Source organism: Streptomyces echinoruber (assembly GCF_014651135.1).
In the GTDB taxonomy this organism is placed as follows: domain Bacteria; phylum Actinomycetota; class Actinomycetes; order Streptomycetales; family Streptomycetaceae; genus Streptomyces; species Streptomyces echinoruber.
In genome coordinates, this window is the sequence record NZ_BMWH01000016.1 from 47906 (window position 1) to 64097 (window position 16192).

Below are 16192 nucleotides of genomic sequence, written 5' to 3' on the forward strand. Positions count from 1 at the left end.
CGGCCCGTGACGCGGGCCGTGGCCCACGTGGCTCATGCGGCCCACATGGCTCATGCGGCCTACGTGGCTCATGTGGCCCGCGTGGTCAGTCGGCGGACGCCGTCCAGCCCACCGCCTCGATGCGGGCCGCGTCCGCCGGACGGGCCTCGTCGAAGAGGACCGTGCCGCCCGCCTCGGCGCGCAGCGCGTCGACGTAGGCGCCGCGGCCGACGTAGAGCCGGTCGGTGGTGTACCGCCAGCGCAGCGTGAGCGCCGCCGCGGCGGGCAGGGCGGCCGTCAGCCGGTACCAGACGCGGCCCGAGAAGCCGGTGGCGGTGCCCGCCGGGTGCTGCCGCGGCTCCCCGCCCGGCCGCCCGGTGGTGAACGGCACCGGCCGCCATCCGCCGTCGCCGGCGCGGGCCTCCAGCACCAGCACGTCCGCGTCCGGCTCGGTGTCCCACCACAGCGCGCAGCGCAGCCGGGCGCCGCCGGCGGAGGTGTCCAGCGGCGGCAGGGTGAGCGTCGCGGTGGCGGCGTTCGCCGTGCCGGAGAACCAGGCGGTGCGGCCCCGCACCGGGCGGACCGGCACGGCCCGCGCGAGGCCGGTGCCGGCCGCGACCCGGGGCGCGGAGCCGGAACGCCAGGTGCGCACCGGGTGCACCGAGTTGCCGAGGAGGACGAGGAACGCGTCGGTCGTCGGGTCCAGCACCAGGCAGGTGCCGGTGAAGCCGGTGTGCCCGGCGGTGCGCGGGGTGGCCAGGGCGCCCATGTACCAGTGCTGGTACAGCTCGAAGCCGAGGCCGTGGTCGTGGCCGGGGAAGGCGGTGTTGAGGTTGGTGAACATCAGCTCCACCGACTCGGGCCGCAGGATGCGGGCACGGCCGTGGGCGCCGCCGTTGAGCAGCGTCCGGCCCAGCACCGCCAGGTCCCACGCGGTGGAGAACACGCCGGCGTGGCCCGCGACGCCGCCGAGGGCGTGGGCGTTCTCGTCGTGCACCTCGCCCCACACCAGGCCCCGGTCCAGTCCCGACCAGGGCCTGCGGGCGTCCTCCGTGGCCGCGATCCGCGGCCGCCAGGAGGCGGGCGGGTTGTAGCGGGTGCGGTGCAGACCGAGCGGCCCGGTGATCTCCTCGTGCAGCAGGGCGTCCAGCCGCCGGCCGGTGACCCTCTCCAGCACCAGCTGGAGGGAGATCAGGTTCAGGTCCGAGTACAGGTACGCCGTGCCCGGCGGGCTGACCGGCGCCTCGTCGTAGAGGCGTTGGATCATCCCCTCGTACGTCGCCTCCTCGTACAGCGGGAGCCAGGCGCGGAACCCCGAGGTGTGCGTCAGTAATTGACGGATCGTCATGTCCTGTTTGCCGGCGCGGCCGAACTCCGGCAGGTACGAGGCGACCTCCGCCTCCAGTTCCAGCCTGCCGCGCTCGGTCTGCTGCACGGCCAGGATCGAGGTGAACAGCTTGGAGACCGAGGCGAGGTCGAAGACGGTGTCCCGGGACATCGGGATCTGCTCCTCGGGCGAGAACTCGACGCCGGTGTCGGTCGTCTCGTCGTAGGCCCGGTAGCGCACCGCCGTCCCGATCGGCTCGTGCAGGGCCACCGTGCCGCCGCGCCCGGCGAGCAGGACGGCCCCCGCGTACCAGGGGTGCTGGGGCGAGGGGCCGAGGAAGGCCCGGGCGTCGGCGACGAGTTGCCGCAGCGGACCGGGCAGGAGCCCGGCCTGCCGCGGGGTGCCGTGGCGCAGGGTGGGCCACCCGCCGCCCGCCGCGGCCGCGCGGGCCCCGGCGGCGGGCAGCGGGGCGAGCGCCAGGGCACCGCCCAGCACCAGGCCGCCCAGGTGGCGCCGGGTCAATCTGCCGGTTCCGCCGTCCTGTGCCCGCGTGCCCATCGGACCCCCTCCGCCGCGCCGTCCGGAAATACCTGAGTACCTGAAAGCTGAAAGTAACTTTCCGTGCCCGCTGTGCGGAGTGAAACTTTCCTGCCGGACGGGCGGTGTGTCAACGGGTCCGGACGCTCCGCCGGAAACCCGGCGGCACGGCGGCGGCACAGCGGCGGGACGGCGGCGGAACAACCCCGCGGGACGCCCGGCGGCGCACCGGCACCGGGCTCGCGGCTCCCGGCACCGGCCGGACGCGCCGGCGCCCGGCTGCCTTGACCTCCGCGTACACCGGGCCGAGGATCGTCTGCCATGACGCCCGGACACGGCAGCACGGTCGACGGGGTACTGCGGCGCAGCGCCCGGCGCACCCCGGCACGCGTCGCCCTGGAACACGGGGAGCGGACCTGGACGTACGCGGAGCTCGACGACGCCGTCTCCCGCGCCGCGAGCGTCCTGCGCGACCAGGGACTCGCCCCCGGCGACCGGGTCGCCGCCTACGGCCACAACTCCGACGCCTACCTGATCGCCTTCCTCGCCTGCGCCCGCGCCGGCCTGGTGCACGTGCCGGTCAACCAGCACCTCACCGGGGACGACCTCGCGTACCTCCTGCGCCAGTCCGGCAGCGCGCTCGTCCTGGCCGACCCGGCCCTGGCCGGCCGCCTCCCGGACGGCGTGCGGACGCTGCCGCTGCGGGACGCCGGCGGCTCGCTGCTCGACCGGCTGCCCGGGGCCCGGCCGTACGACGGCGACGAACCGCGCGGCGAGGACCTGGTGCAGCTCCTGTACACGTCCGGGACCACGGCGCTGCCCAAGGGCGCGATGATGACGCACCGGGCGCTGGTGCACGAATACCTGAGCGCCATCACGGCGCTCGACCTGAGCGCCGGCGACCGGCCCGCGCACGCGCTGCCGCTGTACCACTCGGCGCAGATGCACGTCTTCCTGCTGCCCTACCTCGCCGTCGGCGCCACCAACATCGTCCTCGACGCGCCCGACGGCGACCGGCTGTTCGACCTGATCGAGGCGGGCCGGGTGGACAGCCTGTTCGCCCCGCCCACCGTGTGGATCGCGCTCGCGGGCCGGCCCGACTTCGCCGACCGGGACCTGAGCGGGCTGCGCAAGGCGTACTACGGCGCCTCGGTCATGCCGGTGCCCGTGCTGGAGCGGCTGCGCGCGCGGCTGCCGGGGCTGGCGTTCTACAACTGCTTCGGGCAGAGCGAGATCGGCCCGCTGGCGATGGTGCTCGGACCCGACGAGCACCAGGGGCGGATGGACTCCTGCGGCCGTCCGGTGCTGTTCGTCGACGCGCGCGTGGTCGACGAGGACGGCCGCGACGTGCCCGACGGCACACCCGGCGAGATCGTCTACCGCTCGCCGCAGCTGTGCGAGGGCTACTGGGACAAGCCGGAGCAGACCGAGGCGGCCTTCCGCGACGGCTGGTTCCGCTCCGGCGACCTCGCGGTGCGCGACCCGCACGGCTACTACACCGTCGTCGACCGGGTGAAGGACGTCATCAACTCCGGCGGCGTCCTCGTCGCCTCCCGGCAGGTCGAGGACGCCCTCTACACGCACGAGGCGGTCGCCGAGGCCGCGGTGATCGGCCTGCCCGACGAGAAGTGGATCGAGGCGGTCACCGCGGTCGTCGTGCCGCGCGGCGAGGTCACCGAGGCCGAACTCCTCGCCCACGCCCGGAAGAGGCTGGCGCCCTTCAAGGTGCCCAAGCGGGTGCTGTTCACCGACGCGCTGCCGCGCAACGCCAGCGGCAAGATCCTCAAGCGGGAGCTGCGCGAGCGCTACGGCGGACGGGTGCCGTAGCGCCGGCGGGCGACCGCGACCGCCGCCCGCCGGCCGGCTCCCGGCAGGCCGCGGTGCTGGTCGGCTCCCGGCAGGCCGCGGCGCTACGGGCGCGGCCGCAGGTCCACGATCCGGCGGAGCTTGCCCACGGACCGCTCCAGCGTCTCCGGATCGACGATCTCGACGTCGACCGAGACGCCGATGCCGTCCTTCACGGCCGCCGCGATCGCCCGCGCCGCCGCCTCGCGCACCTCGGGCCCGGCGCCGGGGCGGGCCTCGGCGCGCACGGTGAGCGCGTCCATCCGGTCCTGGCGGGTCAGCCGGAGCTGGAAGTGGGGCGCGACGCCCGGCGTGCGCAGCACGATCTCCTCGATCTGCGTGGGGAACAGGTTCACCCCGCGCAGGATCACCATGTCGTCGCTGCGGCCGGTGACCTTCTCCATCCGGCGGAAGACCCGCGCCGTGCCCGGCAGCAGCCGGGTCAGGTCCCGCGTCCGGTAGCGGATCACCGGCATCGCCTCCTTGGTGAGGGAGGTGAACACCAGCTCGCCCCGCTCGCCCTCCGGCAGCACCTCGCCGGTGACGGGGTCGACGACCTCCGGATAGAAGTGGTCCTCCCAGATGTGCAGCCCGTCCTTGGTCTCCACGCACTCCTGCGCCACCCCCGGGCCCATCACCTCCGACAGCCCGTAGATGTCGACCGCGTCGATCCCGAACCGCTCCTCGATCTCCCGCCGCATCTCCTCCGTCCACGGCTCCGCCCCGAAGACGCCGACGCGCAGCGAGGTCGCGCGCGGGTCCACGCCCTGCCGTTCGAACTCGTCCAGCAGCGTGAGCATGTACGACGGCGTCACCATGATCACGTCCGGCCGCAGGTCCCGGATCAGCTGCACCTGGCGGGCCGTCATGCCGCCGGAGGCGGGGACCACCGTGCAGCCCAGCCGCTCGGCGCCGTAGTGGGCGCCCAGGCCGCCGGTGAACAGGCCGTAGCCGTAGGCCACGTGCACCGTGTCCCCGGGCCGCCCGCCCGCCGCCCGGATCGACCGGGCCACCACGTCCGCCCAGGTCGCCAGGTCGCGGTCGGTGTAGCCGACGACCGTGGGCCGGCCGGTGGTGCCGCTGGAGGCGTGGATGCGGCGGATGCGCTCGCGCGGCACGGCGAACATGCCGTACGGGTACGTCTCGCGCAGGTCCGCCTTGGTGGTGAACGGGAAGCGGGCCAGATCGGCCAGCGAGCGGCAGTCCTCCGGGCGCACGCCGGCCTTGTCGAAGGACTCCCGGTAGAACGGCACGTTGTCGTACGCGTGCCGCAGCGTCGCCCGCAGCCGCTCGAGCTGCAGCGCCCGCAGCCGCTCGGCGTCCAGCCGCTCGCCCTCGTCCAGCAGCTCCGTCGTGTCCGCCATGGCGCCTCTCTCCTCGCAAAACCACCATCCCGGGCGACCGATCATTCGGTCGATCCCGCAGGGATGACTTATCCGGGTCACGGGCCCCGGGGCAAGAGCCCGGCAGGCATTTTCTGGCCGCCGGGGCGAAAATTTCTGGCCGTCGGGGCGAAAAATCCCTGGCGGGCACCGCCGGGCCCGCGCCAGGATCGGCGGGTGCCGACGACCTTCACCGCCCCCGACGGGACCGTGCTCGCCTGCCACCTGCGCGGGCGGGGCGCGCCGCTCGTCGTCCTGCCCGGCGGGCCCATGCGGGCCTCGCGCTACCTCGGCGACCTCGGCGGGCTCACCGCCCACCGCCGCCTGGCCCTGCTGGACCTGCGCGGCACCGGCGACTCGGCGCTGCCGGCGGACCCGGCGACCTACCGCTGCGACCGGCTCGTCGACGATGTCGAGGCGCTCCGTGTCCACCTGGGCCTGGAGCGGATGGACGTGCTCGCGCACTCGGCGGGCGGCAGCCTGGCGCTGCTGTACGCGGCCCGCCACCCGCACCGCGTCTCCCGGCTGGCGCTGATCACCGCCACGCCGTGGGCGCTGGGCCGGCCGGCCACCGCGGCGGACCGCCTGGCCGCGGCGCGCCTGCGGGCCGGCGAGCCGTGGTTCGCCGCGGCCCTCCCGGCGTTCGAGGCGTGGCTCGCGGGCGACGGCGATGTCGACCCCGACGCCTTCGCGCCCTTCTTCTACGGCCGCTGGGACGAGGCGGCCCGTCGGCACAGCGCGGCCGGCGCCACCGAGTACAACGACGAGGCCGCCGACCGGTACGGCGCCGACGGCGCCTACGACCCGCCCGCCACCCGCGCCGCCCTGGCCCGCTGCACCGCCCCGGTCCTCGTCCTCGCCGGCGAACTCGACGGCGGCCCCCGGCCGGGTCTCGCCCGCGCCGCCGCCGAGGTCTTCCCGTACGCCGAGTTCGCGGTCCAGCCCGGCGCCGGGCACTACCCGTGGCTGGACGACCCCGAGTGGTTCGTACGGCGCCTCGTCGCCTTCCTCGACGGCGCCGCCCCGGCGCCGGCGGCCGGATGACGGCGCCGGACCCCCCCTCGGCGAAAGCCTGCCGAAGGCCCCCGTGCGCGGCCTGTCGGCGCCCCGGCCCGGTCGCTAGGCTGACCCGCGGACGACGCGACGCGAAGGAGCACGGACGTGGCCGAGAGCACCATCCAGCAGCAGCCGCTCACGGGCTGGGACAAGCCGGAGCTGGACCTCAGCAACGCCGAGTGGCGCGCCGCCGGCAAGGGCCTGGGCGATGTCCAGATCGCCTTCGTCGAGGGCTTCATCGCGATGCGCAACTCCCGCCGTCCCGGCAGCCCGTCCCTGATCTTCACGCCCGCCGAGTGGGGCGCGTTCGTGTCCGGGGCCCGCGAGGGGGAGTTCGATCTCACCTGACCCGTTCCGTCCCGCCCGGTGTTCCGGCGGGTTTTCCGGACACGCGACGAGCAGAGGCCTTTCCGGGGCCGGTCCCGCGCCGGCCTTGGAGGGGAACGTCGTGTTCCAGAGGTGAGGAACCCATGAGCACCCCGCCGGTCATCGCCGCGGTCGACGGCTCGGACGGCAGCCTGCGCGCCCTGGACTGGGCGCTGGACGCCGCCCGCCGGCGCCGGGCACCGCTGCGGGCGGTCCACGTGCGGCAGTACGCCGCGTGGGCCCAGCCCGACCTCCTCCTCACCGGGCCGCCCGAGGCGGACGCCGACCCCGTGCTCGATACGGCCCGCGCGCACCTGGAGAAACAGGGCGACCTGCCGCCGGTGGAGTACACCGGCCTGGAGGGCGCGCCCGGCGTCCTGCTGCCCGAACTGGGCGCCGCCGCGCAGTTGCTCGTGCTCGGCTCCCGGGGCCGCGGCGGCTTCGCCGGGCTGCTGCTCGGTTCCAACGGCATGACCTGCGCCCGCGACGCCGAGTGCCCCGTCGTCGTGGTGCCGCCGCCCGGCCGCGAGACGCCCGGCGGCGAGACGCCCGACGGCGAGACGCCCGACGGCGAGACGCCCGACGGTGAAACGCCCGACGGTGCCCCCGACGGGCCCGGACCCCGGATCGTCCTCGGCCTGCACGCCGACAGCCCCGACGAGGCCGCGCTCGCCTTCGCCTTCGCCGAGGCCGCCGCGCGCGGCGCCCGCCTGCACGTGGTCGCCGCCTACCCGTGGCCCGCCCTGCCCTGGCTCGCCCCCACCGAACCCGCCCCGCCGGTGATCGACCAGGACGCCGTCGAGAACGAGACCCGCACCCTCGCCGAGGGCTTCCTCGCCCCGCACCGCAAGCGGCAGCCCGAGGTCCCCGTCGACCTCGCCGTCCTGCCCGGCGACGCCGCCGGGCACCTCGTCGCCGCCTCCCGCGGCGCCGGCCTCGTCGTCGTCGGCCGCCACCGGCGGCGCCTGCTGGCCCCGGCCCGCATGATGGGCTCCGTCACCCATGCCGTCCTGCTGCACGCGGCGAGCCCGGTCGCGGTCGTGCCGCCGCTCGCGCCGGCGCCCGCGGAGGAGTAGCGGGCGCGGCGGAAGGCCGGCGACACGGCGGGGCCGGCCGCGGATCCGCCCCCGTGAACGGCGTGGGACGATCCCCCGAACGCGGGACGGCGCCCGGTCGGCGCAGGTCGTCCCCGGGACACGTACCATGGCCGCATGTCGTTCCTCCGCCGCCGCAGCGCCACCCCCGCCGGCCCCGATTTCGACGTACTGGCCATGGATCCGGGCGACTGGCCCGGCAATCTCGGCGCCGGGCTGCTGCCCGGACCCGACGGCTCCTGCCAGGGTGTGTTCCTGCGGTACGACCTGTTCGGCGGCCGCGGACCCGCCATGATCATCGGCAATCTGCCGGAGGGCTCCCCGGCGCGGGAGGTCGCCGAGGGCGAGGTGCCCTTCGAGGTGGCCCAACTGCTGCTGGCGTTGGGGAACGACGAGGAGGTCACCGTCGTCGGCACCGAGGACGTCCCGGTGCTGCAGGGCGACAACCTCCTGATCGTGCGCCGCGTCAAGCTGTCCGAGAGCCGGATCTCCTGCGTGCAGTTCGACCGCAGCGACGGCGTCCTGGTCACCATCGCCGCCTGGGACCGGCCCATCACCGACGACCTGTACGCCCTGCTGAAACCCCTCCCGGCGGAGCTGTTCCAGCAGGGCTGAGCAGGGCCGGACCAGTCCGGCCGCGGGCGGGTCCGGCTACGGGCGGGTCCGGCTAGGACGACAGCACCCGCACGTCGGCGGCGCGCACGAACGCCACCCGGTGGCCGAACTGGATCTCGTAGTACCGGTCCTGGCCGGTCACGACCCGGTGCGAGCCGGTGGCGAAGGTGACCGCGTAGTAGTACTCGCCCGGCACCTCGCCGCCGACCACGTACTTCTGCCCGGCGGGCAGCCGGTACGGCAGCGGCGACACGGCCTGCGCCGGCACGCCCGCCGGATAGGCCTCCTTCTCCGGGTAGGCGCGCCCGTACACCGGCACACCGTCCACCCCGTCCTTCGGGGTGACCACCAGGCCGGAGGCGGGCACCGCCGCCGGGTGGTCCGCCGGGTTCCTGAACCACGCCTTCTGCCCGAGGTACCAGATCGCGGTCCAGTCGTCCCAGTGGTCGGCGACCGCGTACTGCTGGCCGGTGGAGACGCGGGAGGACAGGTCGTTCACGCCCGTGGTGGGGGTCGTGCCCAGGCCGACGTCCTTGATCAGGGGCGCGTTCTCGTCGTGGTCGGCGTACAGCCGCACCTCGCTGGAGCCGTGCGCCGCGCACGGCTCGCCCTTGGCGGCGCAGTCGGTGTACCGGGGCTGGTTGGCCGCGTAGTCGGGCCGGATCGTCACCAGGCCGGCGGCCTGCCGGGGCGCGGTGGCGCGGAAGGGGTGGCCGAGCAGCTCGAAGTAGTGCCGCCAGTCCCAGTAGGGACCCGGGTCGGTGTGCATGCCGGGGACGGAGGCGGTGGTCGGGCCGGGCACGTTGTCGTGGCCGAGGATGTGCTGCCGGTCCAGCGGGATGCCGTACTTCGCCGCCAGGTAGGCCACCAGCCGGGCCGAGGCCCGGTACATCGCCTCCGTGTACCAGGCGTCCGGCGCGGCGAGGAAACCCTCGTGCTCGATGCCGACGGAGGCGGCGTTGACGTACCAGTTGCCCGCGTGCCAGGCCACGTCCTTCGCCTTGACGTGCTGGGCGATCAGGCCGTCGGTGGAGCGGACGGTGTAGTTCCACGACACGTAGGTCGGGTCCTGCACCAGGTTCAGGACACCCTCCCAGCCGCCCTCGGTGTCGTGCACGACGATGTAGCGGATGCGCTGCGAGGCCGGCCGGTCGCCCAGGTCGTGGTTGCCGTAGTCGTCGTCGCCGAACTGCTCGTAGGGCGCCGGGATCCACTCGCAGGACACCGACGCCGGGCACTCGGTGCCGTCGGCGGAGCGGTGGCGCAGGCCGGTGCGGCGCAGCTGCGCGGTGTCGGGCACGAGGCCGGGCCGCGCGGCCAGGGTGACGCGCTGACCGTCGCTGGTGGTGCGCTGCTCGCCGCTGCGGATCACGTCGTAGACGTCGTCGGCGTACGCCGCCGCGGTCGCGGCGTCGTCGGCGCCGGAGAAGCGGGCCACCGCGCCGTACCAGTCGGCCGGGTCGGCGCTCAGCGGCTCGCCCAGCTCCTTCTGGGCCGCCGCCAGCAGCGCCGCCCCGCCCGCGATGTTGGCGGCCTCGTCGGTGCGCAGCCGCTGCGCCGGCAGGCCGGTCAGCTCCGCCGCCCGCGGCAGCGTCCGCAGCCGGGCCGGCAGCTCGGAGGCGGCGGGCGGGACCGGGGCGGGCCGCAGCGGGGAGCGGGCCGTGTCGCCGCGGGCGTCCTCGGCGCCGTCGCTGTGGTGCGGGGCGGTGGCGAGCGCGGTGCGGGCGTCCGTCAGGTGCATCGGGCCGTAGCCGCCGCTGACGCTCGGCGCGCCGCCGTGCCCGTCCCAGCGGGACTGCAGGTAGGAGACGCCGAGCAGCACGCTCTGCGGCACGTGGTAGGCGGCGGCCGCGTCGGCGAAGGCCCGCTGCAGATCGCCGGGGGCGGCCCCGGTGGGCGGGGCGGCGCCGAGCAGCGGCAGCAGCAGCGCGGTGCCGGCGAGCGCGCCGGCCGTTCTGCGGATGCGTCTGCGGGTGCGTCTGCGGCCGGGTGCGGAGGTGGGGGAAGGGGCGGAATCCGGCAAGGCGGCCTCCTGTGGGGTGGGGGCGTGCGGGGACGCGGACGGGGCCGGGCTGGGTCAGTGGTACCGGTCGTCCGACGATCCGTCAATCATGTCTTCAACAAGGAGATTTCCCACGTCACACGGGCCCCGACGCCGGTTTCGCGGTGGAGGTTCACCCGCCTGCGGCGCGTCAGTGGCATAGACCAATGGGTGTGTCCGGCGACCGCCGTCCGGACCGGACACGGAACGGGCACGGAACGGATCCGGACGGAGCGCGGAACAGACCCGGCCCGAGCCAGGAACAGATCCGGCCCGAGCACGGAACGGATCCAACCCCCGACCCCGGAACAGATCAGGCCCGGCCCCGGACCGGCATGGCCCGGGGCCGGGCCGACACGGCGAAGGCCCGCGGCGCGCCTCCCCTCCGGCGCACCACGGGCCTTCGCCGCACTACGGGCGCTCACCGCACCACGGCACCACGGGCGTTCAACCGCCCGTCAGCGGGTGCCCACCGCCGCGCGTACGGCCCGCCGGGCCAGCTGCACGTCGTCGTGCAGGCGGCGCAGCAGCAGCCGCTGCTCCTCACCGGTCGCCATCGCACCCTGCGGGAGGGGCGTCGCCGGTGTCTCGCGCATGGAGCGCTGCACGGCCGTCTCGTACGTGCGGATCTCGCGGGTCAGGACGAGCATCAGGTTGACCAGGAACGCGTCCCGTGCCGCCGGGCCCGCCTGCTGCGCGAGCTGGCTGATCTGCCGCCGGGCCACCGGCGCGTCCCCGAGCACCGACCACAGGGTCGCCAGGTCGTAGCCGGGCAGGTACCAGCCCGCGTGCTCCCAGTCCACCAGCACCGGACCGGCGGGCGACAGCAGCATGTTGGACAGCAGGGCGTCGCCGTGGCAGAACTGGCCCATGCCCTGCCGGCCCGCCGCCAGCGCGATGCCGCGCAGCAGCTTCTGCAGGTCGCCCAGGTCCCGGTCGGTGAGCAGGCCCAGTTCGTGGTAGCGGGCGATGCGGGCCGCGTAGTCCAGCGGCGCGTCGAACGTGCCGGCCGGCGGCCGCCAGGAGTTGAGCCGGCAGATCGCGCCGAGCGCCGCCCGGATGTCCGCCCGCGGCGGCGCCTCCACCGGATGCCGCTGCAGTGCCGCCACCCGGCCCGGCACGCGCTCCACGACCAGCGTGCAGGTTTCCGGGTCCGCCGCGATCAGCCGGGGCACCCGGACCGGGGGCCGGTGCCGGACGAACGCGCGGTAGGCGGCTATCTCGTGCCGGTACCGCTCCACCCATACGGGGGAGTGGTCCAGTAAGCACTTGGCGACGGCCGTGCCGCGTCCGGCCGTGCCGACCAGGAGGACGGACCGCCCGCTGCGGCGCAGCACCTGCACCGGGGTGAACTCCGGGCAGATCCGGTGCACCGCGGCGATCACCGAGTGCAGCTGGGCGCCTTGGGGGCCGGACAGGTCGAGTCTCCCGCTGAGCGGTGGGGTGCCGGGACCCGCGGCGCGCCGCGCCCGGGCGGCACCGAGCGCGGGGGCCGGGGGGCGCACCGGGTCGAGGTACGGGCCGCCGGGGCCCGGACGGGGATGCGGCGGCCGGGGCGGGGCGGACACGGAGGACGATGCTGCGTACATGGACGATACAGATCCCTTCGTGTGCCTGCGTGTACGTCGTGCCTGTGAACAGGCGTGCCTGTGGGTGGAGCCGGCCCGTGGGGCCGGCGCGCCGCCCGTCCCGGACCCGCGGAAGCACCCTGGGGAATGCGCCGGGGCGACCGGGTCGGGGTGACGCGGTTCTACCTGACACCCGATCACCCCTGGCACACCATCTGGCGCACCCTGGCGAACCCTGGCGAATAGTCGCCCGGCAAGTCCGGCCGGGCTACTGTCAACTCAGCCGAGAACCTGGGGGCTTGACGTGAGCGGACGACCCAACACCCGTCTTGCGGACCTGTTCGGGATGACCGGCTGGTCCAAGGGAGAACTCGCGAGGCTGGTCAACCGGCAGGCGGCGGCCATGGGCCACCCCCAGCTGGCGACCGATACCTCACGGGTGCGGCGCTGGATCGACACGGGCGAGATCCCGCGCGATCCCGTGCCGCGGGTGCTGGCGGCTCTGTTCACCGAGCGTCTCGGCCGTGTCGTGACCATCGAGGACCTCGGTCTGGTGCGGCGCGGGCGCGCGGGGAAACGGCAGGGCGGCGGGAGCGCGGAACATCCCGACGGAGTGCCGTGGGCGCCCGAGCGGACCGCCGCGGTCCTCACCGAATTCACGGGAATGGACCTCATGCTCAACCGACGCGGCTTGGTGGGCGCGGGCGCCGCGCTCGCCGCGGGATCCGCACTCAGCAGCGCCATGCACGACTGGTTGCACACCGATCCGGCCCTCAGGGCCGACGCTCCCGTCCTCGACAAGCCCCTGCTCGCCGACCCCGCCGGGTACGACCGCTATGAGGCCGCCCCCATCGGGTCGCAGGAGATCGAGGAGCTGGAGCGCTCGGTCGAGGTGTTCCGGGCCTGGGACGCCGCCCGCGGCGGCGGCCTGCAGCGCAAGGCCGTGGTGGGCCAGCTCAACGAGGTGGGCGGGATGCTCGCCTACCGGCACCCGCCCCACCTGCAGCGGCGCCTGTGGGGCGTCGCCGCCAACCTCGCCGTCCTGGCCGGCTGGATGTCGCACGACGTCGGCCTGGAGCCCACGGCGCAGAAGTACTTCGTCATCGCCGCGCACGCGGCACGGGAGGGCGGCGACCGGCCCCGCGCCGGGGAGGCGCTCTCCCGCGCCGCCCGCCAGATGGTGCACCTGGGCCGGCCCGACGATGCACTGGACCTGATGAAGCTCGCCCAGTCCGGCTCCGGGCCGGAGGTGCTGCCCCGCACCCGGGCCATGCTCTGCACCATCGAGGCCTGGGCGCAGGCGTCCATGGGCAAGGGGCAGGCCATGCGCCGCACCCTGGGGCAGGCGGAGGAGCTGTTCGTCTCCGACCGGGGCGACGTGCCGCCGCCGAGCTGGATGCAGATGTTCGACGAGGCGGACCTGTACGGCATGCAGGCCCTCGCCTACCGCACGCTGGCCGAGTTCGAGCCGGACGCGGCCGTGCACGCCCAGCACTACGCGGAGAAGGCCCTCACCCTGCGCAGTGAGGGGCGGGACCGGTCGAAGATCTTCGACTACCTGTCCATGGCCTCCGCCTGCTTCATCGCCGACGACCCCGAACAGGCCGCCGGGTACGCCCGGCTGGCGCTGGTGTCGATGGGCTCCAACTCCTCCCGCCGCACCTGGGACCGGCTGCGTCAGATGTACCGGCTGACCGCCGAGTACGCCGACTACCCGAAGATCCGGGAGCTGCGGGAGGAGATCCAGCGGGCGCTGCCCCGGGCACCACGGAGCCGGGGCGGCACGGCGCAGACCTGACCGGGCGCGGACCCGGCCGGCCGGGGAGGCACGGGGCGGCGGCGGACCCGAAGACCGCCGGCGGGCCGTCGGCTCCGGTGTCCGCCGTCAGGCGGGTATCCGGGCGACGAGGACACAGGCACCCCGCAGGTGTGCCGTCCCGCCGCACTCCTCCACCACCGCGCGCAGACAGTCCAGCGCACTGCGCGCCGCCTCCAGGCGCGGCGCCAGGTCCAGGAGCGGGCGTACGTCGGCGGTGTCCCCGTGCCGGGGCAGCAGCCCGTCGGTGTGCAGCAGGAGCACGTCCCCCGCCTCGAGCGTCTCCTCGGCCTGCCCGTAGGTGCCGTCCGGGGTGGCGCCGAGGGGCACTCCGGACGGCACCTCGTGGGGTGTTCCGGGCGGGGCGCCCAGGACGCGGCCCGTCCCGGCCCGGAACAGCAGCGGGGCGGGGTGCCCGGCCCGCGCCCACTGCAGGGTGCGGGTGCCGGGCCGGTAGCGGCAGCACACGGCGCTGCCCAGGGCGGGTTGCAGGGTGGTGTCGAGCAGCCGGTTGAGCCACGTCATCAGCCGGCCGGGCGCGGTACCGGCCGTGGCCATGCCGCGCAGCGCGCCCAGCAGCATCGCGGTGCCGGTGGTGACGGCGACGCCGTGCCCGATGACGCCGCCGGCGCTCAGCAGCAGGTCCCCGTCGGGGAGTTCGAGCGCGTCGTACCAGTCGCCGTCGGCCGGGGTGCCGCCCGGCGCGGGCAGGTGGCGGCCCGCCAGGTCCAGGGTGCCGCGGTGCGGGAGCCGCAGGGAGCCGTGCCACGGGGGGAGCACGGCCTCCTGCGGCTCGACCGCGAGCCGGTGCCCGGTGTGCGCCGGGTGCCGCCGGGGGCGGAGCGAGTCACGGGTCTCGCTCACCTCCTCCTGGCTGCGGCGCAGTTCGCTGACGTCCCGCAGCACGGCCCACATCGAGGCGGTGCTGCCGTCGGCGTCGAGCACGGGCTCGCCCATCATGTGCACGGTGCGCACGGCACCGTCGGGCCGGACGATGCGGAACTCCCCGTCGATGCGCTTGGCATCGACCAGGCAGTCCGTGACCATCGCCGTCAGGGTGGACCGGTCCTCGTCGAGCACGACGGAGGGCAGCTCGTCGAGGGTGAGCGGGGGTGTGGCCGGGTCGCGGCCGAGGATGCGGTACAGCTCCGCCGACCAGCCGGCCTCGTCGGTCAGCAGGTTCCACTCGGCGCTGCCGACCCGGCTGAGCAGGGAGCCCTCCGGGGACTCCGGTGCCGGTGCCGTGCCGGGGGAGGCCGGCGGTGGCGGGCCCTCCCGCAGCTGCGCCAAGTGCTCGTCCAAGTCGTCGAGTTGGTGCAGCGCCAGGTCGTACAGCGCGCGCTCCCAGCGCCGTCTGGGGTCCGCCGTGTTGTCCGCTGCGTCCCGCCGTACCGCGTCCACGTGGCCCTTCAGCCGCCGCGTCTGCGAAATCAGCGCGTCGACCGGCCCGTGCCCGGGCGGTGGGGCGGCTGAGCGGTCCGCGGGACGAGGGGACGGCATGACGCACTCCGATACGGCAACGGCTGCGCAGGACACGGCCGGCGCGGGCGGGACGCTACGACTGTGGCACAGCCCGGGGCGGCCTGTAAGGGAATCGGCAACACACGATACGGGCGTGCGCACGGCATATGCCACCGTCTTCGCGGACCGTTGCGGCGGTGCGGATGACGTAGGCGTCCGCAGGCCCAAGTCGTAGGAAACGTACGCGACTTGACGAGACGCTTGAGGGTTCGGCCGTCATTCATGCGGGTGTTCGACGGTCATGTGTTCGCGGTGGTGCAGATCACAGCATCCCGGTGCCGGTGACCTGTCCTGAAAGCCGCCGTGCGGACTCGTAAGGGTATGGACATCACCATCGAGCAGACCGCCCGGGGCCGCCTGGTGACCGCTCAGCAGCGGTGCACCTCGGTGGCCGCCACCTTCCGCTACAGCTCCGCCGAGCCGCTGGCCGTGCACGTCGGCTTCCCGCCCGAGGCGTCGCTGGAGGGCGACGCCGTGACATGGACCTTCGCGCGCGATCTGCTGGAGGAGGGGCTGGAGCGGCCGGCCGGCCGCGGGGACGTGCAGCTGTGGCCGTGCGGCCCCGGCCACACGGTCGTGGAGCTCCACGCGCCGGGCGGCATCGCCATGCTCCTGTTCGCCGCACCGCTGCTGCGCCGCTTCCTGCAGCACACCTACGCCGCGGTGCCGGCCGGCCAGGAGAACCTGCAGGACGCCGTGGACCGCGGACTGGAGGCCCTGTTCGGCGGGGTGTGACCGGGGTGTGACCGGGAGGGGACCGGTGACGAGCGGGCCGGTCGGGAGGGGAGCGGGGCCGGGGGAGGGGGTGGGGGAGAGGGCGGTGCCGATACGCGGTGCCGGCCGGTCCCGCCGCGCGGCCGTGCCGCGGCCCGAGGCCGCGGGCCGTCGGCGCGCCGTCCAGGGGGTGCACCGTCGGGTGGGCCAGGTGGGTGCGCCGGGCGCGCACGGGATGATCCACCGGTGCGGAAACGGGGATTTCCCGTTTCTTGGAGAAGACTTTGCCGTTGGCCGATTCGTGACGAGCCCGCGCGGCGGGCGGCGCGCC

12 protein-coding genes are annotated in these 16192 nt (G+C 75.1%); 7 read left to right on the forward strand and 5 right to left on the reverse strand.

Annotated elements, in window-relative coordinates:
- Positions 1-85: 85 nt before the first annotated feature.
- The gene (locus tag IE225_RS19025; protein ID WP_190058758.1) at positions 86-1864 is read right to left on the reverse strand and encodes a serine hydrolase domain-containing protein; all 1779 of its coding nucleotides are present in this window, start codon (positions 1862-1864) and stop codon (positions 86-88) included.
- 300 nt (positions 1865-2164) lie between these two features.
- On the opposite strand from IE225_RS19025, the gene IE225_RS19030 reads away from it, so the two are divergent.
- On the forward strand, positions 2165-3670 hold the full coding sequence (locus IE225_RS19030; protein WP_190058759.1) for an acyl-CoA synthetase: 1506 nt from the start codon (positions 2165-2167) through the stop codon (positions 3668-3670).
- A gap of 83 nt (positions 3671-3753) precedes the next feature.
- Here IE225_RS19030 and paaK read toward each other — a convergent pair whose 3' ends face one another.
- Complete coding sequence (paaK, locus tag IE225_RS19035; protein WP_190058760.1) at positions 3754-5052, reverse strand: phenylacetate--CoA ligase PaaK; 1299 nt, start codon at positions 5050-5052, stop codon at positions 3754-3756.
- A 195-nt stretch (positions 5053-5247) separates the two neighbouring features.
- On the opposite strand from paaK, the gene IE225_RS19040 reads away from it, so the two are divergent.
- From IE225_RS19040 to IE225_RS19055, 4 genes are all read left to right on the forward strand, one after another.
- Positions 5248-6114, forward strand: a complete 867-nt coding sequence (locus tag IE225_RS19040) for an alpha/beta fold hydrolase (protein ID WP_229879705.1) — start codon at positions 5248-5250, stop codon at positions 6112-6114.
- A 117-nt stretch (positions 6115-6231) separates the two neighbouring features.
- Positions 6232-6474: a DUF397 domain-containing protein gene (locus IE225_RS19045; RefSeq protein ID WP_190058762.1), complete on the forward strand. Its 243-nt coding sequence runs from the start codon at positions 6232-6234 to the stop codon at positions 6472-6474.
- Positions 6475-6596: 122 nt separating this feature from the next.
- Entirely contained in the window at positions 6597-7568 is a 972-nt protein-coding gene (locus IE225_RS19050; protein ID WP_190058763.1) for a universal stress protein, read from the forward strand.
- A 135-nt stretch (positions 7569-7703) separates the two neighbouring features.
- Positions 7704-8201 carry a hypothetical protein gene (locus tag IE225_RS19055; RefSeq protein WP_190058764.1) on the forward strand — a complete coding sequence of 166 codons (498 nt, stop codon included), beginning with the start codon at positions 7704-7706 and terminating at the stop codon, positions 8199-8201.
- Positions 8202-8253: 52 nt separating this feature from the next.
- On the opposite strand, the gene IE225_RS19060 is transcribed toward IE225_RS19055, so the two are convergent.
- The gene (locus IE225_RS19060) at positions 8254-10224 is read right to left on the reverse strand and encodes an N-acetylmuramoyl-L-alanine amidase (protein WP_190058765.1); all 1971 of its coding nucleotides are present in this window, start codon (positions 10222-10224) and stop codon (positions 8254-8256) included.
- 476 nt (positions 10225-10700) lie between these two features.
- Positions 10701-11831, reverse strand: a complete 1131-nt coding sequence (locus tag IE225_RS19065; protein ID WP_190058766.1) for an aminoglycoside phosphotransferase family protein — start codon at positions 11829-11831, stop codon at positions 10701-10703.
- Between the two features lie 283 nt (positions 11832-12114).
- Between IE225_RS19065 and IE225_RS19070 the strand changes: the two genes are divergently transcribed.
- Positions 12115-13608, forward strand: coding sequence for a DNA-binding protein NsdB (locus IE225_RS19070; RefSeq protein WP_190058767.1), 1494 nt, complete (start codon positions 12115-12117; stop codon positions 13606-13608).
- Between the two features lie 87 nt (positions 13609-13695).
- Here the strand turns inward: IE225_RS19070 and IE225_RS19075 are convergent, their stop codons facing one another.
- Complete coding sequence (locus tag IE225_RS19075) at positions 13696-15126, reverse strand: PP2C family protein-serine/threonine phosphatase (protein ID WP_190058768.1); 1431 nt, start codon at positions 15124-15126, stop codon at positions 13696-13698.
- A gap of 342 nt (positions 15127-15468) precedes the next feature.
- Here IE225_RS19075 and IE225_RS19080 point away from each other — a divergent pair, with 342 nt between their 5' ends.
- Positions 15469-15882 (forward strand): SsgA family sporulation/cell division regulator, encoded by a 414-nt coding sequence (locus tag IE225_RS19080; RefSeq protein ID WP_190058769.1) that lies wholly within the window; start codon positions 15469-15471, stop codon positions 15880-15882.
- Positions 15883-16192: the final 310 nt, after the last annotated feature.